Below are 20274 nucleotides of genomic sequence, written 5' to 3'. Positions count from 1 at the left end.
CTGCGCTTCAGGGAGGATCAGGGCGCCATCTCCGCCTCGATCAGCACCGGCGGCACTATCCCCGGCGCCATGATCCGCGCGAACTGCTCGCCGAGCACGAACGGCTTCCCGCTCTGCTCGGCCTCGTGCGAGGCGAGCGCGAACAGATGGTCGAGCTGCATCTTGCCGACGATATAGCTCGGGCCATAGCCGGGCTGGCGCAGATAGAGGAGTTGCTCGAAACCGACCAGCTTGCTGGTCGCGTCGGACCAGTGGCGCGGGGTCCATTCGGCGTGGAAGCGCCCGGCCTGGGCCAGGTCGATCTCGTTCGCCTGGACGTGGAGCGAGGCGAGCCCGCGCGCGGCGCGGTTGGCGAGCATGATCCAGACGATCTCGCGGCCATGCGGGATATCGTCATAGAGGCCGGCCTGCATCAGCAGTTCCTCCATCGCGGTCGCGAAGCCCTCGGAGCGGTCGGCGAAGATGTTGAAGCGCGGCGGGGTCTGGCGGATCGGGTCGGCGCGCGGCTCATATCGGATCCGCGCCAGTTCGATCCAGTGGCTCGAATGCGACAGCAGCGGCAGCGGATCGAGCATGCTGCCATGGCCGAAGAAGTCGCGGTCGCCCGGCGCGATATAGGCGCTGGTCTGCGCCGCCATCGCCGCGCGAAAATAGGGCCTGTCGGGCACCAGCCCGGCATCGACCATGAAGTCGTTGAACTTGGCGGTCTTGGCCTCGGCCATCGCCCGATAGGCAACGGGGTCGTCGATCGTCGCGATCGGCGGCAGCTTGCGGTTGCGCAGCTCCTCGATCCTGAGCGACGCGATCGCCCGGTCGAGCTCGCGCTGCAGCAGCACCCTTTGCTGCTCCCAGTCATAAGGCGACAGCGTGACGTTCGCGACATACCAGTCGTAATTGGCCTTGCCGACGCCTGACGGCCCGGTCTTCTTCGGCGCCTCAGCGGCGATCCACGCCGCGAACCCATCGGTCGCCTCGCGCGCGGCGCGCACCGCCTGTTTGAGTTTCGGGCTCGCGCCTGCCAGCGACGCCGCCACCGGCCCGTCGAGCGTGCGCATCTTCAGCGTGCCGGCCTCGAGTTCGGCGAGCACCTCGCTCTGCCCCTTGAAGCCGCGGTCGCCATAGCGCCACAGATCGGCGGCATTGCTGTCGGCCAGGTTGGTGCGCGCCTGCGCGAGCATCGCCGGTACCGCGCCGATCAGTTCGGTGAGACGGGCATCGTCGGCGCGCGACAGCGGCCATTTGACCTTGAACAGATCGATCGTCGGGCTCGCCGACGGCCCCTCATGCGCGGGCACGTCGCTCTCTTCGCCGAAGATCGTCTGATAATAGCCCGGATCGCGCGCCCAGGGTTTCAACACCCGCAAGAAGAAATCGAAGCCGTTTATCTCGGCCTCGATCAGCCGATGGTCTTCAACGGCCGCCGCCGGCCAGCCGGTGGTGTCGATCGCCTTGAGCCGCGCCTTCCAGCCCGGCAGCGCCGCCGCCTTGGCCGCCATCGCCGCCGCGCCATAATCGGGCACGCCCTTGACGATCGCCGGCTCGATGAACGCGCGCCAGTCGGCGGCGAACGTCACCAGCGCCGCCTGCCCCGCCGGCATCGCCTGCACTGCGGGCGCGGGTTGCGCGCCGGCCGGCGGAGCGATCCCCGCCAGCATCGTCACGCCCATCAGTGCCGCCATCAACCGCCGCATGCTCGCATCCCCCGGGCGCGCCGTTGCGCCGGCGGCAAGGTTAGCCCGCATGATCGGAAGGTCAATGCGAGGACGGCATGACGGTCATGCCGGCGCGATGTGCGCCGGCGTCCCGATCAGCGGCAGACGCGAACCCGGCGATGATGGCGCCACTCGGTCCGGCAATGCTTGCGATGGCCATGATAGCCGCGACGATTGCCGTTGCTCCAGCCATTGTGGCGGCCATTATCATGCCGGCCATTGTCGTAGCGCCCATTGTCATGCCGGTTGCCGTCGTGGCGCGCGCTGTCGGGGCGCGGCTGGGCATTCGCGCTGGTGCTCATGCCCAGGGCGGCAACCGCCAGCCCCGCGGCGGCGAGAATATGCGAGATTTTCATGGGATCCTTTCGATGCCCGGGAAGCGGGCTCGGTGCACAAATGCGCACGGCCGGCCCATGTTCCCGCCACTCGCGGCGGACGGCGCGGATCGCACCCGTTTCACCCCGCGACCAGTTCGAGCGCCCGCGCCATCGCCTCGTCTCGTCCCGCCGCGATCGCCGCCTGGGTCACCGGCACCAGCCGGTCGGGCATGATCCCCGCATCGGGCTCGGCGGTCGGCGGGAAATAGCCGATCAGCGGCAGGTCGGCCTCCAGCCCGGTCGCCGGCAGCCGCACGAAGTAGAAGGCGCCGCCATTGATCCCGCGCCGGTTGCCGCCGCTGGGTTCGCCGACCAGCGTCGCCAGCCGCTCGCGCTGGACGAGCTGCGCGAACTGGAACGTCGCCGAGCTGTTCTGCGGCCCGATCAGCACCGCGACCCTGCCGGTGAAGCGCCCGCCCTTCGGCACGATCGTCGCGCCTTCGTCGTCGCGCCGCGCCAGCGTGAAATAGCGCGCATCATAGGGGGTGGCGTCGGCACCCCAATCGTCGAAGCTGCGATCCCAGGTCGCCAGATGCGGCCGCAGATCGGCCGGGATCCGGCGGTAGCGCACCAGCCGCCGCGCCGGGCTCGCCGCCACCGGCGTCTCGATCAGCCGCGCGACCAGCGCGTCGCCGCAATCGAGCCCGCCCTCGTTCGCGCGCAGGTCGACGACCAGCCCGGCGACGCCATCGGCGACCAGCCGGTCGACCGCGGCGTCGATCCAGCCGCGCCAGTCCCATTTGCTGCCGTAGAGCGCCCAGCCCGGCATCGTCAGCACCGCCGCCGTGCCGCGCCGTTCGATCGTCCAGCCGGGCGCGTCGCCGCTGTCGGGCGCGCGCGGCGGCCGTTGCGCCCGGCGCGCGGCGAGCGAGATCGCCGCCACCCGCGCCCGCCGCCGCCGTCCGTCGGCGCCGCGCACCTCCAGCCGATAGGCGGCCCGTCCGCCGAACAGCAGCGGATAGAAGATGTCGAAACTCTCATAACCGTCCTCGCCCTGCACCGACATCAGCCGCCGGCGCTTGGCGTCGTTACCGCCATCGGCGCGCGCCACCGTCATCAGCGCCGCGAGGATCGCCGCCGCCGGCCGCCCCTCGATCGTCAGGATCGCGTCGCCGGGCGCGAGCCCGCTGCCCTGCGGATCGGTGACGATCATCCGGTCGCCGATCCACAGGAAATGGAAGGGCAGCCGATCGGGCGCGTCGAACAGCGCGCGCTGCACCGCCTCGCTCTGGTTGTAGAAATTGGCATAGCTGTGCCCGCAGCGCACCGACGCCAGGAATTGCGACAGCAGGATGTAGAAGGCCGCGAGCGTCATCGGTCGCACCGTCGCCGCCTCCAGCCGGTCGAACCGCGCCGCCATCTCGCCGGCGCCGGCATAGCGCAGCAGCCCCGGATGGAGCGTCTCATAGGCCCGCCGCAGCAGCCGCACGTCGGCGGCCATCGCCGCGGGCGCGAGCCCGTCTGGTGTAGGCACGGCATAGGCTGGCAGCGCAGCGACGCCGGTCGCGGCGAGTGCGCCGCCAAGGAAGCTGCGACGGCTGGGTGGCATGATCGTCTCCGGATTATGACGAGAAGGAGCGCTTCGCCTATCCGTCCCCCGCCGCCCCGGCGTCGCAGATCATGTCAGGCCTGCGAAAATTCATCCGATGAGACGTCGCCGCGATATCCGCGCGGGGTGACCCCGTAGCGCTGGCGGAAGGCGCGGTTGAAGCTGGCCTTCGACGCGAATCCGGCCTCGAACGCGAGGTCGAGCAGCGACCGATCGGTGCCGGCGCGCAACGCCTCGGCCACCGCCTCGCAGCGCAGGCCGTTGACGAAGGTCGAGAAGCTCATCCCCAGCCCCTCGTTGAGCGCGCGCGACAGATAGGCGCTGTTGGTGCCGAGCAGCCGCGCGAGCTGTTTCAGCCCCAGCTCGGGATCGGCCTGCCACCCGCCCGCGCGCACCGCCGCCGCCCACGCCTCGCCCTGCGCGCGCCAGTCGCGCGGCGCGGCCTCGGCAACCGGCGGCGCGTCTTCCAGCGCATCGATCGTCGGAAAGGGCAGCAGCGCATGCCGCCAGCCCTCGATCCCCAGATAGAGCGCGAAGGCGGCGATCGCCGCATAGAGCCCCATCAGCCCGAGATAGCCGATCGGCGCGACCGCATCCCACAGCAAGGTCCCCGCCCAGACCGGGAACAGCACCCCGAGCGCGACCACCGACCGCCCCAGCCAACGCGCCGCGAACCGGGCATCGTCGCTCCGCGCCCCCGCCAGCGCCGCCCGATAGCACACCAGCAGCCCCAGCGCCGCCCGCCCATGGACGACGAAGCTGATCGTCAGCGCGACCGCGAAGATCGCATTGGCCGCCGGGGTCGCCATGTCCGCCCAGCGATCCTTGAGCGGCCAGGGCAGCAGGAAGCTCAGCGCCTGGAACCCGAACTGCACCGCGCCCGGCACCAGATAGCGCCATGCCTTGGCCGGCCAGCGCCCCCAGGCGAGCGCATGGCCGTAGAGATAGAGCAAGGGCGGCACGAACAAAGGCGAAGACAAGGGCGCGAAGGTCAGCCAGCGCCATCGGTCGTAAAATCCGGCGAAGCCGATCAGCCAGGGCGTGAACACCCCGACGAGGACGACGAGCAGCGCCGCCAGCGTCCGCGCCGCGACACGGTTGGCGAGCGCACGCCACAGCCCGCCCGCGATCGGCAGCAGGATCGCCGCCGCCACGCTGAGGATCGCGGTGCGCCAACCGAAGACCAGGCCATCGAGCATGGCATTGCTGTAGCGGCGATTCCGCGCGCTGTAATCCACGCCGTCTCTGGCCCCGTTCTGCGATCGCGCATAGGGTGCCGGCGCGCGGGGCAGTCACCGGCTCTGCGCTGGGAGGTGACAATGCGCTGGACGTCGATTCTGTTGGTAGCGGCCCTGTTCGCGGCGCCGGTCGCCGCCGGTGCGCAGGGCGCCAAGGCCAGTTCGCCGCCCGAACTCGCCCGGATGATCGACCAGCTGAAGCCCGGCCAATGGGTCTGGGCGGCGCAGATCGCGCCCAGCGGGCCGGTGCTGATCTATGTCGACCTCTCGAAACAGATCGCGCTGGTCTACCGCAACGGCGTCCGGATCGCGGCGACGACGATCTCGTCAGGCAAGGAAGGCCATGACACCCCGACCGGGGTGTTCACCATCCTCCAGAAGGACGCCGATCACCATTCGAGCCTCTACAACAGCGCGCCGATGCCGTTCCAGCAGCGGCTGACCTGGGACGGGGTCGCGCTCCATGCGGGCGGGCTGCCCGGCTATCCCGAAAGCCATGGCTGCGTGCACCTGCCCTATGCCTTCGCGCAGCAGCTGTTTGCGATCACCAATCTCGGCATCACCGTCGTCGTCCAGGGCGACGCCGCCGACCATATCCGCACCAGCGACAACAGCCTGCTCGCCGCCTTCGACGCCAGCGGCAAGCCGGTGGCCCACGCCCCGCTCGACGGCCGCGAATATCGCTGGACGCCCGAACTCGCCCCCGACGGCCCGCTGACGATCATCGTGTCGAAGACCGACCAGCGCGTCGTCGTCCTGCGCAACGGCATCGAGATCGGCCGCAGCGTCGCCGAGATCACCGACGACGATCCGGGCTCGCACGTCATCAACCTCGTCCTGCGCGACGGCAAGCTGCGTTGGGTCTATGTCGGCCTGCCCGGCCATGCCGAGGATGAGGGCGTCCCGGTCGACGAGGCCGTCCTCAACCGCGTCCGCATGCCGCGCGGTTTCTACGACCTGGTCAAGGCCCAGCTCCGCCCCGGCGCGACGGTCCTCGTCACCAACTCGACCGTCGGCACGACCCCGCTCGAAAAGCTCACGATCATGGACGCGGTCGCGCCGACGCCCTGAGCGACGAGTTATCGCGTCCTCATACTAACGGCTTTAAACTTTTCCGTTCGTGTCGAGCGAAGTCGAGACACGCTCCACCACCGATGTATGTCTCGACTTCGCTCGACACGAACGGAAAAGAGAGTCGGGCATTTCGATCGCTGGGATCAGTCGCACACCACCAGCACGTCGCTGATCTCGAAGGTCGCCAGCAGCGCCACCCATTTGACCTTCGGGGTCGACGCCAGCCGCACCCCGGGCACCCTGAGCAACCGGTCGACGAACGCCAGCGTCTCGTTCATCGCCAGCGGCGATCCCGGGCAGCGGTGCATGCCGTTGCCGAAGCTCAGGAACGCGCCCTGGTCCTTCTGCCGTTCCTTGCGCGCCGGATCGAGCGCGAACGGGCAGGCGCCGACCGCGGCCGGATCGATATTGGCGTGGCGCAGGCTGACCGCATAGGTGCGGCCCGGCGCCCAGGCCTCGGCCGCCTTGCCCGCGACATCGTCGGGCGCGCGGCGATAGAGGGTCGAGACGATCGGTTCGAGCCGCAATATCTCCTCGAGGATCGCCATCTTCGCGTCATAGTCGCCGCCCTGAAACTGGCGACGCAGATCGGCATCGTCGAGCATGTGCCACGCCACCAGCGAGATGAACTCGCGCGTCGTCTGCATGCCCGCCCCGCACAAGGTCATCGCGTCGATCAGGATCGCCTTCTCGCTATATTTCTCGGCGACCAGCCGCGAGATCACGTCGTCCTGCGGCGCCTTGCGCCGCGCGCGCACCGTCGGCCGGACGTCGCGGATCAGGAAATCGAGCGCATAGGCCGCGCTGCGCAGCTTGGCGATCCGCCCCCGCCAGCCGGTGATCCCCGACAATTGAGTACGGTAGAGGAAGCGCTCGATCCGCCGCGCGGTCGCCTTCATCTCGTCGCGCGACTTGCCGCGGGTCACCCCGATCAGTTCGCCGACCAGGGTCACCGCCATCTGCCACGAGGCCTCGTCGATCCGCAGCCTCTTGTCGCGGACGAGGTCGCCGACCAGCATGTCGGCGGTCGCGCGCATCAGCGGCTCGAACTTCTCCTTGATCGACCGCGGCGAGAAGAAATCGGTGATTTGCTTGCGCCGCTCGCGGTGGAGCTTGCCGTCGAGGAAGATCAGCGGGATTTCGTCGACCGCGAAATTCTTCATCGTCGCCGCGTCGAGCGCATCCTGCAGCAGCGCCGGGCTGCGCAACACCCCCTTCACCCCCTCGGCATCGCGCACCAGCTCGGCCCCGGGCTTGAAGGTGACGCCCTGCTCATAGGCCGCCAGCGTCTTGCGATCGTCACGGTCCGGATCGATCGGACATGCGGTGGCCATGCGGGTCTCCTGATATTTATGATATTCTGTGGATCATAAACCTCGCAGAGATGCCCGGCAACGTGGCGACATGACGCTCCCGGCGCTGCTCCTTGCCTTGGATCGCAATTGTGCCGCTGGGCCTGTCGTCATTCGGCTCAGGCCGCGGCGAAAATGGTGCCGCTCAAGACCCGGAGCGCAGCGTACTTCATGTACGTGAGCACCGGAAGCGCAGAGCGGCGCCATTTGCAGCCCGGCATGGGCCGAATGGCGGCAGGCCCTACGGTCGCGTCCCGACCAATGGGAACGTCCCGAACGGCCCATTGCTGTTATCCCCGCTCATCTCGCCGTCGCGGATCGTGACGTCGTAGGAGACGGTGATCGGCATCGGCATGCTCGCCTTGCCCTGCATCTTCGCCCGCCCGTTGGCGACCGCGCCGGCGATGTCGACCGTCCCCTGTTCGGCGACGACCTTGCCGGTGATGACATTGCCCTTGGGCGCCAGCGTCATCACCGCCTTCTGCGCCCCGACCGGGGTCTGGATGACGATGTTCCAGGCGCCGGCGAAGTCCGCCGGTTTGGCGTTGCTCGCCTTGGCCGCCTTGGCCTTGTCGAGCAGCGCCTTCTGCTCGGCCGGCGCCTGCACCGCGCGGGCGCGCAGGTAGAAGCGCATCGTCTCGAGTTCGGCATCGGTGAAGGCCGGGAACGGCGGCATGCCGTTCATCTTGAGCCCGCCCTCCTTGACGATCGCCTTGAACGCCTCGGCGCTGGTGATCACCGGCGAAAAACGCAGGTCGGGGGCGGCGCCGCCCCCGACCGCGTTCCAGCCATGGCAGACCAGGCAGGCGCGGGTGCCGAACAGCATCGCGCCGGCCTGCGCGCGGGCGAGATCGGGCTTGAAGTCGGGATCGGCCGGCGGGACGAGGTCGGGCATCTTGTACGGCGGAATATTGTCGGTGCCGCCGATCGCGAAGGTCAGCACCCGGCGCGGCAACAGATAGTCGGTGCGATACGGCGCATTGCCGGTCGAGGTGATCCCCGCGCCATTGCCGCCATTGCCGGTGACGACGGTGACATATTGCTTGCCGCCGACCCGGTAGCTGATCGGCGCGCCGACGATCGGGCTCTCGGTCTTGAACGACCAGACTTCCTTGCCGGTCTTGGCGTCATAGGCGACGAAGCGCCCGTCGATATGCCCCTGGAAGACCAGCCCGCCGGCGCTGGTCATCACCCCGCCCGGCCAGTCGCCGGGCAGCTCGACCCGCCACGCCTCGGTCTGGGTCACCGGGTTCCAGGCCTTCAGGAAGCTGCGATGCCCGCCGGGCAGGTTCGCCTCGGGGATCAGCGTCACCCCCATCCCCGCGGTGATCTCGCCGCCGCCCTTCTGGCCGTCGCCGATCAGCGCGCCATTCTCGATCACCGGGATATAGACCAGCCCGGTCAGCGGGCTGTACGCCTGCGGCATCCAGCTATGCGCGCCGGTAGGCCCCGGCCAATTCTCGAACAGCCCCGGCTTGCCGTTGTAGCGGATACCGGGATTTTCGATCGGCCGGCCGGTCTTGTCGAGCCCCTTGGCCCAGGTCACCTTGGCGATCTTCTCGCCCGAGATGAACTCTCCGGTCGCGCGGTCGAGCACATAGAAAAAGCCATTCTTGGGCGCCTGCATCAGCACCTTGCGCGGCTTGCCGTCGATATTGAGCGTCGCCAGCGTCATGTCCATCGTCGCGGTGCAATCCCACTGCTCGGCGGGGCAGACCTGGAAATGCCACTTATAGTCGCCGGTGGTCGCGTCGACCGCGACGATCGAGGCGAGGAACAGATTGTCGCCGCCGCCGGGACTGCGCATCTTCTGGTTATAGGGAAAGCCGTTGCCGATCCCGAGATAGATCAGGTTGAGCTCGGGATCGTAGCTGAACGCGTTCCACGCGGTGCCGCCGCCGCCCTTGCCGAACCAGTCGCCCTTCCAGGTCGGCCGGATCAGCTTCTCGGCCGCGGTCGTCGCCGGCTTCGAAGGATCGCCGGGGGTGGTGTAGAAGCGCCAGGCGAGCTTGCCGGTCGCCTCGTCATAGGCCGAGACGAAGCCACGCGCCGAGCTGATGTCGGCGCCGCCGAAGCCGACGATCACCTTGCCCGCGAACACCCGCGGCGCGCCGTTCGAGTTGCGCGGCGCCTGGTCGGGATAAGTATAGACCTTCCACGCCTCCTTGCCGGTCTTCGCGTCGAGCGAGATCGCGTAGCCGTCGGTGGTGACCAGGAAGACATGGCCCTTCGAATAGGCGATGCCCTTGTTGCCCCACGACATCTGCAGCGCCGACGTCGCCCGCGCGCGGGTGCCACCATCATATTCCCAGATCTGCTTGCCGGTCACCGCATCGAGCGCGCGGATATGCGAATGGCCGGTGGTGAGGAACACCTTCCCCTCCGCCTCGAGCGGCTGGGTCGCGGTGTAGCCGGGCTCGAGATCATAATGCCAGGCGAGCTTCAGGTCGGCGACATTGTCGAGCTTGATCTCGTCGAGCGGCGAATAATGGGTCTCGTGCCCGGTCCGTCCCCAGCTTGGCCAGTCGTCGCCATCCGCCACCATCGCCGCCTCGATCGGCTGCGCCGGGCGGTTGCAGCCCGCCGACAGCAGCACGAGAGCGGCCAGCGCCGGCGCCAGCATGGATCGAACGAGAGCGCTCTGCACGGAAATCCCCCACCTTGTTTATCGCTTGTCGACGCTGGCTAGCATCGCCGCGCGGCGGGGGGAAGATGTTATGAGGCAGGATGGCTCATACTGTGGGAGCGATGGTCAATTCGCGCTATCGGTCCCGCCTACTTACGTTCTGCAAGCGGATTTCACGGAAGGGGGGACATTGTCGCAAGTTTGTACGGATCTGAATATTCCATTGATGGCTTGGCGATTCGTTCTCGATTTGGCCCTTTACGCTTGCAATCACCAAGGAGTTAGCATAAAGCCGAATCATGGCGATCGCACTCACATATGAAACCATAAAAGACCGCATTGACGCGGTGAACGCTGAGATTGAGACCGCCAAGCGCGAGATCGAAACGGCGAGCAAGCGCATTGATGATCTCCAAGGTGAGATAGGCGATTTGTTGGCAGCCGAACGAGTTCTATCTCGCTTAGGCGGCTTCAATCCCGTGCTGACCACAGCAATAAATAACCAGGAATCGCGGCAAACATCTGAGCAATTTGACCTGAACGATCGCTATGAAAACCCTTATCGCCAGTTCACCAATAAGGCGTACATGTGGGAAATTTTGCATCGCGCTGACCAATTATGGCTTACCGCCAATGAGGTTCAAGAGAACGCTAGCAAATTAAGGGGTGCCGAAATTCCTATGAGTTCGGTATCGCCCGGCCTTTCAGATATGAAACAAGATGGCACAATTGAACGCGACGGTATGAAAGTTGCGTTAAAAGTACGTCTTTATGAGAATGGGGAGGCCAAAGCCTCCCCAGATACTGAAGGGGCTGCAACCCCTTCATCCGATAACCAAGGCGATCGGAAACTCGATCTTGGTTGAATCTTGCCCGCGACGGCAATAGCCCGACCTCCTTCCACAAGAGGTACGGAATAGAGGCGCACTCCCTTCCATAAGGAGTGCGCCTCTATGCATTTGCAGGTTATAGAACGACCGTTAAGCCGTCAACATTCGACGGTAAATGTGGGGGATGCTCCAGAACGCTTCAACTAACTGCGTCCTTGCATTAGAGACCAATGGACTTTCAATGAAACGGCCCGAGGATGCCCCCGAGGCATTTCAGTTCGCCTGGAATGCGCACGACATGGCGGCGTTCGGCGCGCTGTTCCACGACGATGCGACATTCGTGAACCGCTTCGGCCATTATGTGCGGGGCGCAAGCGCGATCATCGACCTTCACCGACCGATCCATCAGACGATCTACAGCGATTCCACGCTCGACAACGAGTTGATCGACGCCGTGTTCGTCGGCGCCGACGTCGCGATCATCCATTTCTGGAGCCGCCTCGCCGCCGGCAGGTCGCACCCGGCCGGCCCCCATGAGGTCGATACGCTCATCCAGGCCGTGCTGGTGCGGATTGCAGGACCCTGGCGTATCCAGGCCCTGGAAAATGTCACGCTGACGGACCCGCGCACCGGGCACGCGATCCTGAGATCATAGCCGTCATCGCCCCCGATGGATGAGGTCGGTTCGGGCCCCTGCGACGGTGGATTACTCCGAATACACCCGTCCGATCGGCTCTCCCCGAGAACGCCTATGCATGACCGATGATGTGGAGCGCGTCTTTCCCGTCCTTGACCGCCTTGGTCGAAAGGCGCCTGTCGAAGGTTGCAAGCTTTCCGCCATGGGCGTGAGCAAGCGCCAGCAAATAAGTGTCCGTGACCTGCGCCGAGGTCAGCACCTGTGACGGATCGATACCGGCAGCGTCGACCAGGCTGAGCGTATCGGCCCAGAAAACATGACCCAACAGACCGCGCATCTTTTTGATGATGGCCGCAACATCGGCCGGCGACCCCGGTCGGTTGGGATAGTTTGCATGGCCGACGATCCGGATGACGCCATTCTCGGTGATCGGACAGCTTGCCCATGATTTGCCGCCGACCGTCTCGAACCAACGATGCGCAGAATCATGGCTGATATGTGCGGGATCGATCAACGCAATGAGCACATTGACGTCGAGCAGAAAGGTCACGGAAGCTCATCGCGCAGAAGGTTGACCGTATCGAGAGTCACCACCGTCGCGTCTTCCGATATCGCCAGGAGCGGGATGCCATTTCGCATAGTCCCGGATTGCGGAGGTCGCAACGCGTGGCGAGCCAGATCCGACACCACTTCGCCCAGGCTTTTACGTTGCTGCCGCGCAATCGCCTTGGCGGCGATCAATATATCATCGTCGATCGCCAATGTCGTTCGCATGACCTTCTCCACACGCATCAAACATCAAACATCAAACATCATATATACCGGGCGCGCCGATTTTCCAATCGGTGCAGGTCGAGCAGGATCGTAACCAGGTCCCTCACCCCAGATAGCGCACCGCCATCACCGTCAGGTCGTCGGTCGGATCGGTCCCGTCCTCGAACGCCCGCACCGCGCCGCGCACCGCCTCGATCATCGCGGTGGCGCTCGCCTGTCCCGAGATCGCGCCGAGCAGCCGCTCGCCGCCGAACAGCGCCCCCGATCCGTTCAGCGCTTCGCTGACCCCGTCGGAGATCAGCAGCAAAGTCTCGCCGGCGCGCAAAGTCATCGGCTCGTCGGGATAGGGGAAGTCGACGATGCAGAAGGGCGGACCGCCGTCGAGCTTGTGGACGGTCACGCTGCCATCGGCGCGCACCAGCAGCGGATGTTCGTGCCCCGCGCTCATCAGCCTGAGGTCGCCGGTCGCCAGGTCGAGGATGCCGATCAGCATCGTCACGTTCATCGCCTCGCTATTGTCGCGGGTCAGTTCCTCGTTGAGGATCGACGCCGCCTCGGCAAGGTCCGGAATTCCGCGCAGCACCACGCTCTTCGCCAGCGCCTTCGACAGCGCCATGAACAGCGCCGCCGGCACCCCCTTGCCGGTGACGTCGCCGACCAGGAAGGCGATGCGGTCGGCGTCGATCCGGATCACGTCGTAAAGATCGCCGCCGATCGACTTGGCCGGCTCGATCAGCGCGTCGACATCGATCCGCGGGTCGAGGCTGGCGAGCGCCCCGCGCGGCGGCAGCATGCCGAGCTGGATGCTGCGCGCCGCCTGCATCTCGCCCTCGACCGCCGCCGCGGCGATCCGCTCGCGCACAAGCGTCTCGCGCAGCCGCACCCGCTCGCGCCACGCCGCGACCGCCATCACGAACATCAGCCCGATCAGCCCGGCGATCGGCGGCAGCCAGATATGCGCGAAGCGGAACAGCCCGAAGCTCGCCGCGACCAACGCCAGCGCGACCCCGAGCGCCAGCAACGCGGTCCAGCGCGGCCGCAGCCACAACAGCCCGGCGAGCACGATCCAGATCGCCGCGAGCGCCACCGCCAGCATCCAGCCGGGCGACGCCGGGATCGTCGCGTCGCCGCGCAGCAGCGCGTCGAGCAGGTGCGCCTGGATCTCGACCCCAGCCATCTGGCTGGTCTCGCCCGAGGTCGGGGTCGGATAGCTGTCGCCGAGCCCCTCGGCATTGGCGCCGACCAGCACATGACGACCGGCGATCAGCTCGGGCGGCACACTGCCGTCGAGCAGGTCGACGAACGAGAAGGTCGGGATATGGCCGGTCGTACCGCCATAGGGAATCAGCACCGGGCGCGCCTGCCGCAGCCCCGCACCACCCCCGATCACCTTGGCCGTCCCGTCATGCGGACTCGTCGCGAGCCCCGCCATCACCGCGCCGAGCTGAAGCCACGACCGGTTGGCGTCGCCTTCCTCGATATAGGCCTGGCGGATCACCCGGTCGTCGTCGAAATGGAGATTGACCTGGGCGATCCCGGCCGCCGCCGCGGCGAGCGGCCCGGCCGGCGGAGCGATGTCATAGGGCGCGCCATTGCTTCCCGGCACATCGATCAGCAGCGGCAGAAAAGTGCGGTTGCGCCGCACCGCCGCCGCCAGCACGGCGTCGTCGGCGGTCGGCTCGACGAACAGCACGTCATAGCCGACCGAGCGCGGATGCGCCGCCGCCAGCCGGTTGAGCAGCTGCGCATGGACGCTGCGCGGCCATGGCCACTGGCCGATCGCCTGCAGGCTGCGATTGTCGATCGCGACGATGACGATGTCCTCGGGCGGCGCGCGCTCGGCCGAGGCCAGCAGATGGTCGTAGACGATATAGTCGAGCCGGTCGGTGAACCGCCCGAGCACCAGCCCGGCGACCAGCACGCTCGCCAGCAGCGCCAGCGCCAGCCAGATCCGGTCGATGCCCGCGAGGAGCGAAGGTCGTGCGGAGGTGTCGGCCATCGCCATCCTGGTCAGCGGGATACGCGCTCCCCGAAGCAGGGATCGATTTCGCCGCACTCTGCTATGCCCGCCGATGGGCGTCCATGATTATCCGAAACGCCGTTCACCGCTCCAGCACGAAAGTCCAACCGCCATCCTGGAACAGGCAGTTGCCGGTGATCTTGTTGCCGGCGGCGTTCAGCCGCGCGGTGCATGTGCCGGTCTCGCCGGTCGCCATCTCGAACGTGTGCGCCAGGTCGCGGCCGGAGATGCGGCCCTTGCCCGCCGACTGCATCGTGCCGTTGCTGGCGGTGTGGACATAGTCGTAGTGCGTGCCCTTCTGGGTGAAGGTGAAGCGCGCGCCGTCGTCGTCGCGCCATTCGCCGGCGATGTCGACGATCGCCACGGGCGGCGCCGCCGTCGCGACATCGGGCGCCGGCGCGGATGGTGCGGCGACGGCCTTGCTGTCGCTCGCGCCGGCGGCGGGGGCCGTCGCGCCGGGGCCGGCCGGCGTCGTGGCCGATGGGGCGGCGGCCGGGGCCGGGTCGTGGTGGATCCATTTGTCGGCATTGACGATGACCGCGGTCAGCAGTCCGCCGATGACGGTGATCACCGTCACCCAGATCTGTGTCTTGTTGAGACCCGGGCCATCATCGGCCATGCGCACCTCCTGCGATCGCAACGCACCATGAAGACGGGCGCCCTCTCCCGCCTGCCGTCAGTCTACAGGCAGGACGGCGCCATTCCAAGGCTCTGCCGCCGCTGACCGACTGTCCATAGCCGGACAGTCGATTGTCCGAAATCGGACACCCGCTTCTCACGGCAGGTCGCGAAGCCCCCCGAATCCAGGCACTTTCCGCTCTGGCACGCCCCTTGCGTCTGTCCGGGCATGACAATCGTCCCGATGAAATCCGATACCCCGCGCCCCGCGACCGCCGCCTCGGGCGGCGCGATGGACAAGGTGATCGAAAAGAAGGGCCTGCCGCGCAAATATAAGATCGCGGGCGGCGCCGCGCTCGGGGTGCTGCTGATCGCGCTCGCGATCTGGTTCGCGCCGACCGGCAGCAGCCAGAAGGTCGCCGCCGACCGGCTGACCATCTCCGAGGTGAAGAAGGGCGTGTTCGACGATTTCCTGCCGCTGCGCGGGCGGGTGACGCCGTTGCTCACCGTCTATCTCGACGCGGTCGAGGGCGGGCGGGTCGAGAAGATCCTGGTCGAGGACGGCACCACCGTCCAGAAGGGCCAGCTCCTCGCCGAGCTGTCCAACGCCGATCTCCAGCTCTCGACGCTGGCGCGCGAGACCGAGGTCGCCGAGCAGCTCAACAATCTGCGCACCACCGAACTGGCGCTGTCGCGCACCCGGCTCGATAATGAGCGCAACATCATCCAGGCCGATCTCGACGCCACCAAGGCGCGCCGGGTCTATGAGCTGCAGCAGCCGCTCGCCGCCAAGGGCTTCGTCGCCGGCAAGGTGTTCAACGACACCCGCGACGATTTCCAATATCAGGTCAAGCGCGGCAAGGTGCTGCGCGAGGCGCAGGCCAATGACGAACGGCTCCAGTCGAGCCAGCTTGCTCAGCTGCGCGCCACCGCCAGCTCGCTCCAGTCGGCGCTCGCCATCGCCCATGCCAATCTCGAGCAGCTCAAGCTGCGCGCGCCGGTTGCGGGGCAGCTCACCGCCTTCTCGATCCAGGTCGGCCAGTCGATGCAGCGCGGCGAGCGGATCGGCCAGATCGACAGCCCGGGCAAGACCAAGCTGGTCGCCGGGGTCGACGAATATTATCTCGGCCGGGTCCAGCCGGGCCAGACCGCGACCCTCGACCGCGACGGCAAGACCTACCGGATGAAGGTCGCCAAAATCTATCCGCAGGTGAAGAATGGCGAGTTCGAGGTCGACCTGTGGTTCCTCGGCGAAGAACCCGCCGGCATCCAGCGCGGCCAGACGATCCAGGCGAAGCTGACCCTCGGCGACCCCACCCCCGCCCGGCTGATCCCGAACGGCAGCTTCTACAACGACACCGGCGGGACCTGGGTGTTCGTCGTCGCCCCCGACGGCGGCAGCGCGGTCAAACGCCAGGTCCGGCTCGGCCGCCGCAACGCCGATTATATCGAGGTGCTCGACGGGCTCGATCCCGGCGAGCGGGTGATTACCTCCTCCTACACCGGCCTGGTCGACAAGACCGGCCTCGACATCACGCGCAACTGAAAAGGATCCTGCCCATGCTGACCCTGCGCAACCTCTCCCGCGCCTACCGCACCGACACCGTCGAAACGACCGCGCTCGACGCGATCGACCTCGACATCGCCGCCGGCGAATTCGTCGCGATCATGGGCCCGTCGGGCTGCGGCAAATCGACCCTGCTCAACATATTGGGCCTGCTCGACAGCCCGACCGGGGGGTCCTACCTGTTTCACGATCAGGAGGTCGCCGGCCTGAGCGAAGCGAAGCTCGCCGATGTCCGCAAACGCCACATCGGTTTCATCTTCCAGAGCTTCAACCTCGTCGACGAACTCAGCGTCGCCGAGAATATCGAGCTCGCCTTGCTCTATCACGGCATCCCGGCGTCGGAGCGCCGCAAGCGGGTCGGCGCGGCGATGGACCGGGTCGGCATCGCCCACCGCGCCGATCATCGGCCGAGCCAGCTCTCGGGCGGCCAGCAGCAACGCGTCGCGGTCGCCCGCGCGGTGGTCGGCAAGCCCGACCTGATCCTCGCCGACGAACCGACCGGCAACCTCGACACCCAGCATGGCGAGGAGGTGATGAGCATGCTCCAGGCGCTCAACAAGGATGGCGCGACGATCGTCATGGTCACCCATTCGCCGGCGCATGCCGACTATGCCAGCCGCGTCGTCAACATGCTCGACGGCCGCATCCTGGTGGAGCGCCGCCGCGCGGCGTGAAGCGCATCCCGTCATCCCGGCGGAGGCCGGGATCTCAGGCGGCAAGGACGGTGCCCTCACCTCCCGAGATCCCGGAACAAGTCCGGGATGACGAGGGAGGGCAAGAACGACGAAGAGAAGGAACGGGGCCATGTGGCGCAACTATCTGACGGTCGGCATCCGCGCGCTGGCGAAGAACCGCGCTTATGCCTTCATCAACATCCTCGGGCTGGCGATCGGCATGGCCGCCTGCCTGATGATCCTGCTCTTCGTCCGCTACGAGCTGAGCTACGACAAGACGTTGCCCAACGTCGAGAACACCTATGAGCTCCAGGCGCACTACACGTCGCGCGAGACCAATGAGGTCAACGACCTGCAGATGACCGCCTATGTCTCGGGCGCGCGGCTGAAGAAGGATTTTCCCCAGATCGACAAGCTGGTCTACGCGCTCGGCGGCAACCCGGTGGTGATCAAGGATGGCGAGGCGAGCCCGACCGACGACGTCATCCTGGTCGACGGCCCCTTCTTCGACGTCGTCCAGTTCCCCTTCGTCCGCGGCAACCGCGCGACCTCGCTCAACGCCGCCGGATCGATCGTGCTGACCGAGACCGAGGCGCGCAAGCGCTTCGGGTCGATCGACATCGTCGGCAAGACGCTGACGATGATGAGCCGCGGCAAGATGACCGACTATCACGTCACCGGCGTCGTCCGGGATCCGCCGAAGAACAGCGCGATCAAGCTCAGCATGGTCGGCCGCATCGACGTCGCCAGCTTCTTCGCCGAAATCCCCGAATTCCTCGACAGCTGGGGCTGGCAGTCGGGCTGGGTGTTCTTCTCGACGAAGCCCGGCACCGACATCAAGGCGATGCAGGCGCAGATGCCCGCCTGGGAAAAGCGCAACATCCAGGACGAGAATGTCGGCCAGATCCGCACCAATGCCGGCGACGACCAGGACTGGGTGCTCACCAACATCCGCGATATCCATCTCGGCAAGGCGCAGGGCGGGTCGATGACCCCCGGCAATGATCGCCGCACCGTCGTCACCTTCGCGATCATCGCGCTGCTGATCCTCGGCATGGCCTGCGTCAACTTCACCAACCTCGCCACCGCCCGCGCCAGCCAGCGTGCGCGCGAGGTCGCGCTGCGCAAGGTACTCGGCGCCAGCCGCGGCCAGCTGATCGGCCAGTTCCTGGGGGAATCGGTGCTGATCTCGGCGATCGCGATGCTGGTCGCGCTGGCGATGGTCGAACTGCTGCTGCCGATGTTCGCCAACTTCCTCGATGCCGATCTCAAGCTCTATTATTGGGGCATCGACGGGGTGCTGCTGCCGATGATCGCGCTGGTGCTGCTGGTCGGCGTCGCCGGCGGTCTCTATCCCGCCTTCATCCTGTCGGGCTTCCGCCCGGCGCAGGTGCTCAAGGCGAACAAGTCGAGCGCCGACGCGCAGGGGTCGGGGCGGCTGCGCTCGATCCTGGTGGTCGGCCAGTTCGCGGTGTCGATCGGGCTGATCATCTGCACCGCGGTGATCTATGGCCAGACCATCTATGCCCAGACCGTCGATCCCGGCTTCCACCGCGACGGCCTGCTCCAGATCGACAATATCGGCCGCATCCGCGACGCCGGCGCCAAGCAGGCGATGGTCGACGAGATCCGCCGCGCCGACGGGGTCACCTCGGTGGCGACCACCGCGATCGGGGTCAACACCCGCAACTCGTCGAACCGCGGTTTCCAGGTCGACGGCCGCACCGATCTGGTGACGATCGGCACCTATGCCACCGATCCGGGCTTCCTCGACACGATGGGGATCCGCCTGATCGCCGGCCGCCGGCTCGATCGCAACCGGGTGATGGACGATGCCACCACCCCCTTCCCGTCGGTCCCCGCGGCCGAGGCGGCGCTGGCGAAGCGCGGCATCAACGTGGTGATGAACGAACTCGCGACCAAAAGGCTCGGCTTCGCCAGCCCGCAGGCGGCGATCGGCAAGACCGTCCGGACGACGATGGTCGACAGCAAATATGGCCCGACCCCGGTGACGATCGTCGGCGTCGTGTCGGACTCGCGCTTCCGCTCGGTGCGTACGCCGATGGAACCGATCATGTATTATCGCGACGACACCAATGGCGACTATGTGATCGCACGCTACACCGGCGATCCGCAGGCGGTGCGCAACCGGGTCGAAAAGGTCTGGAAGCGGATGGCGCCGACCGTCCCCTATCAGGCCGAATTCAGCACCGATGTGATGGGCCGGCTCTACAAGGCCGAAACGTCGCGCGCCGAGATCTTCGCCGCGTTCGCGCTGCTCTCGGTGCTGGTCGGCTGCCTCGGCCTGTTCGGTCTCGCCAGCTTCACCGCGGAACGCCGCACCAAGGAGATCGGCATCCGCAAGGTATTGGGCGCGCGCACCCGCGACATCGTCCGGCTGCTGGTGTGGCAGTTCACCCGGCCGGTGCTGATCGCCAATCTGATCGCCTGGCCGGTCGCCTGGTGGGTGATGCGCGACTGGCTCAACGGCTTCGACACCCGCATCGCGCTGGGGCCGCTGCCCTTCCTGCTCGCCGGCGGCATCGCGCTCGCCATCGCCATCGCCACCATCGCCGCCCACGCGATCAAGGTCGCCCGCGCCAACCCGATCCACGCGCTCAGGTACGAGTGACCCTTCGATTCCCTCCCTTTCAAGGGAGGGGCAGGGGGTGGGTGGTAAAGACCAAGGGCTCGATGCCCTTGGTCTTTACGTTGCGCAACGCTCGGATGGCTCACGCCCTCCCACAGCCCTTGACCTCGCGCGCCTCGGAACCCAAATGCCCTCCACCCCGTTGACCGGCCAGCGTATGGAGAACGAAGAATGAGCGACGTCCCCCCCGTCCCCGAGGCCGCGACGCCCCCCTTCCCCGCGCAGCCCGAGCCGGTCGCCAAGCCCGGCGCCGACCTGCCGGTCGCGAAGAAGGCCAAGACCAAGGCCGAGAAGAAGCCCAAGCCCGAACCCAAGGCGAAGAAGCCGAAGGCCGAGGGCGAGAAATCCAATGTCGGCAAATATGCCGCCGGCGCCGCGATCGGCATCGGCTCCGCCGCGATCGTCGCCGCTTTGCTGTTCACCAACCGCAACAAGAAGAGCTGAGGCGTTAGAGCAGCAAGCCGTAAATCTGACCCACCGGGATTGCCCTGAAAAGGCTCGTGGCGAGAAGCAGCGCGCAGCGCGGGCTGGTCTGCCCCGTGCAAGCGCTGCGACGCTGCCACGGGGCTTTTCAGG

Annotated in this window: 17 protein-coding genes; 7 read left to right on the top strand and 10 right to left on the bottom strand. The window is 66.9% G+C overall.

Going from position 1 to position 20274, the window contains the following annotated elements:
- Nucleotides 1–17: 17 nt before the first annotated feature.
- The 4 genes from AC1RM6_RS12475 to AC1RM6_RS12460 form a co-directional block, all read right to left on the bottom strand.
- Entirely contained in the window at nucleotides 18–1691 is a 1674-nt protein-coding gene (locus AC1RM6_RS12475; protein WP_493101618.1) for a DUF885 domain-containing protein, read from the bottom strand.
- Between the two features lie 116 nt (nucleotides 1692–1807).
- The gene (locus AC1RM6_RS12470; RefSeq protein WP_493101616.1) at nucleotides 1808–2068 is read right to left on the bottom strand and encodes a hypothetical protein; all 261 of its coding nucleotides are present in this window, start codon (nucleotides 2066–2068) and stop codon (nucleotides 1808–1810) included.
- Between the two features lie 100 nt (nucleotides 2069–2168).
- Nucleotides 2169–3638 carry a S41 family peptidase gene (locus AC1RM6_RS12465; protein ID WP_493101614.1) on the bottom strand — a complete coding sequence of 490 codons (1470 nt, stop codon included), beginning with the start codon at nucleotides 3636–3638 and terminating at the stop codon, nucleotides 2169–2171.
- Between the two features lie 74 nt (nucleotides 3639–3712).
- Nucleotides 3713–4876: an AraC family transcriptional regulator gene (locus AC1RM6_RS12460; protein ID WP_493101612.1), complete on the bottom strand. Its 1164-nt coding sequence runs from the start codon at nucleotides 4874–4876 to the stop codon at nucleotides 3713–3715.
- A gap of 81 nt (nucleotides 4877–4957) precedes the next feature.
- Between AC1RM6_RS12460 and AC1RM6_RS12455 the strand changes: the two genes are divergently transcribed.
- On the top strand, nucleotides 4958–5947 hold the full coding sequence (locus AC1RM6_RS12455) for a L,D-transpeptidase family protein (protein WP_493101610.1): 990 nt from the start codon (nucleotides 4958–4960) through the stop codon (nucleotides 5945–5947).
- 146 nt (nucleotides 5948–6093) lie between these two features.
- Here AC1RM6_RS12455 and AC1RM6_RS12450 read toward each other — a convergent pair whose 3' ends face one another.
- Entirely contained in the window at nucleotides 6094–7284 is a 1191-nt protein-coding gene (locus AC1RM6_RS12450) for a cytochrome P450 (protein ID WP_493101608.1), read from the bottom strand.
- A gap of 259 nt (nucleotides 7285–7543) precedes the next feature.
- Nucleotides 7544–9949, bottom strand: coding sequence for a PQQ-dependent dehydrogenase, methanol/ethanol family (locus tag AC1RM6_RS12445; protein ID WP_493101607.1), 2406 nt, complete (start codon nucleotides 9947–9949; stop codon nucleotides 7544–7546).
- Nucleotides 9950–10227: 278 nt separating this feature from the next.
- Here AC1RM6_RS12445 and AC1RM6_RS12440 point away from each other — a divergent pair, with 278 nt between their 5' ends.
- A complete protein-coding gene (locus tag AC1RM6_RS12440; protein WP_493101606.1) occupies nucleotides 10228–10794 on the top strand; it encodes a hypothetical protein in 567 nt (188 codons plus the stop codon).
- A 205-nt stretch (nucleotides 10795–10999) separates the two neighbouring features.
- Complete coding sequence (locus AC1RM6_RS12435; RefSeq protein WP_493101604.1) at nucleotides 11000–11413, top strand: YybH family protein; 414 nt, start codon at nucleotides 11000–11002, stop codon at nucleotides 11411–11413.
- 94 nt (nucleotides 11414–11507) lie between these two features.
- On the opposite strand, the gene AC1RM6_RS12430 is transcribed toward AC1RM6_RS12435, so the two are convergent.
- The 4 genes from AC1RM6_RS12430 to AC1RM6_RS12415 all read right to left on the bottom strand — a co-directional run bounded on the left by AC1RM6_RS12430 (nucleotide 11508) and on the right by AC1RM6_RS12415 (nucleotide 14808).
- Nucleotides 11508–11945, bottom strand: a complete 438-nt coding sequence (locus tag AC1RM6_RS12430; RefSeq protein WP_493101602.1) for a TA system VapC family ribonuclease toxin — start codon at nucleotides 11943–11945, stop codon at nucleotides 11508–11510.
- A complete protein-coding gene (locus tag AC1RM6_RS12425) occupies nucleotides 11942–12169 on the bottom strand; it encodes a hypothetical protein (protein ID WP_493101600.1) in 228 nt (75 codons plus the stop codon). The genes AC1RM6_RS12430 and AC1RM6_RS12425 overlap by 4 nt, the downstream gene beginning before the upstream one ends.
- 103 nt (nucleotides 12170–12272) lie before the next feature.
- Nucleotides 12273–14168, bottom strand: coding sequence for a CHASE2 domain-containing protein (locus AC1RM6_RS12420; protein ID WP_493101598.1), 1896 nt, complete (start codon nucleotides 14166–14168; stop codon nucleotides 12273–12275).
- 103 nt (nucleotides 14169–14271) lie between these two features.
- Entirely contained in the window at nucleotides 14272–14808 is a 537-nt protein-coding gene (locus AC1RM6_RS12415) for a hypothetical protein (protein WP_493101596.1), read from the bottom strand.
- A 243-nt stretch (nucleotides 14809–15051) separates the two neighbouring features.
- Here AC1RM6_RS12415 and AC1RM6_RS12410 point away from each other — a divergent pair, with 243 nt between their 5' ends.
- The 4 genes from AC1RM6_RS12410 (at nucleotide 15052) to AC1RM6_RS12395 (ending at nucleotide 20142) form a co-directional block, all read left to right on the top strand.
- On the top strand, nucleotides 15052–16353 hold the full coding sequence (locus tag AC1RM6_RS12410; RefSeq protein WP_493101594.1) for an efflux RND transporter periplasmic adaptor subunit: 1302 nt from the start codon (nucleotides 15052–15054) through the stop codon (nucleotides 16351–16353).
- Between the two features lie 14 nt (nucleotides 16354–16367).
- Nucleotides 16368–17048 carry an ABC transporter ATP-binding protein gene (locus AC1RM6_RS12405; protein ID WP_493101592.1) on the top strand — a complete coding sequence of 227 codons (681 nt, stop codon included), beginning with the start codon at nucleotides 16368–16370 and terminating at the stop codon, nucleotides 17046–17048.
- A 130-nt stretch (nucleotides 17049–17178) separates the two neighbouring features.
- Nucleotides 17179–19680, top strand: a complete 2502-nt coding sequence (locus AC1RM6_RS12400) for an ABC transporter permease (RefSeq protein ID WP_493101590.1) — start codon at nucleotides 17179–17181, stop codon at nucleotides 19678–19680.
- 189 nt (nucleotides 19681–19869) lie between these two features.
- Nucleotides 19870–20142, top strand: coding sequence for a hypothetical protein (locus AC1RM6_RS12395; protein WP_493101588.1), 273 nt, complete (start codon nucleotides 19870–19872; stop codon nucleotides 20140–20142).
- The last annotated feature ends 132 nt before the right edge of the window (nucleotides 20143–20274 follow it).

It is taken from the genome of Rhizorhabdus sp. GW822-FHT03C02, from assembly GCF_058801765.1.
This window is presented reverse-complemented; position numbering and strand designations above follow the sequence as displayed.

Coding starts and splice junctions, on each gene's coding strand:
- AC1RM6_RS12475 (WP_493101618.1), bottom strand. CDS start 1,691: ATGCGGCGGTTGATGGCGGCACTGATGGGCGTGACGATGCTGGCGGGG.
- AC1RM6_RS12470 (WP_493101616.1), bottom strand. CDS start 2,068: ATGAAAATCTCGCATATTCTCGCCGCCGCGGGGCTGGCGGTTGCCGCC.
- AC1RM6_RS12465 (WP_493101614.1), bottom strand. CDS start 3,638: ATGCCACCCAGCCGTCGCAGCTTCCTTGGCGGCGCACTCGCCGCGACC.
- AC1RM6_RS12455 (WP_493101610.1), top strand. CDS start 4,958: ATGCGCTGGACGTCGATTCTGTTGGTAGCGGCCCTGTTCGCGGCGCCG.
- AC1RM6_RS12450 (WP_493101608.1), bottom strand. CDS start 7,284: ATGGCCACCGCATGTCCGATCGATCCGGACCGTGACGATCGCAAGACG.
- AC1RM6_RS12440 (WP_493101606.1), top strand. CDS start 10,228: ATGGCGATCGCACTCACATATGAAACCATAAAAGACCGCATTGACGCG.
- AC1RM6_RS12435 (WP_493101604.1), top strand. CDS start 11,000: ATGAAACGGCCCGAGGATGCCCCCGAGGCATTTCAGTTCGCCTGGAAT.
- AC1RM6_RS12425 (WP_493101600.1), bottom strand. CDS start 12,169: ATGCGAACGACATTGGCGATCGACGATGATATATTGATCGCCGCCAAG.
- AC1RM6_RS12420 (WP_493101598.1), bottom strand. CDS start 14,168: ATGGCCGACACCTCCGCACGACCTTCGCTCCTCGCGGGCATCGACCGG.
- AC1RM6_RS12415 (WP_493101596.1), bottom strand. CDS start 14,808: ATGGCCGATGATGGCCCGGGTCTCAACAAGACACAGATCTGGGTGACG.
- AC1RM6_RS12410 (WP_493101594.1), top strand. CDS start 15,052: ATGAAATCCGATACCCCGCGCCCCGCGACCGCCGCCTCGGGCGGCGCG.
- AC1RM6_RS12405 (WP_493101592.1), top strand. CDS start 16,368: ATGCTGACCCTGCGCAACCTCTCCCGCGCCTACCGCACCGACACCGTC.
- AC1RM6_RS12400 (WP_493101590.1), top strand. CDS start 17,179: ATGTGGCGCAACTATCTGACGGTCGGCATCCGCGCGCTGGCGAAGAAC.
- AC1RM6_RS12395 (WP_493101588.1), top strand. CDS start 19,870: ATGAGCGACGTCCCCCCCGTCCCCGAGGCCGCGACGCCCCCCTTCCCC.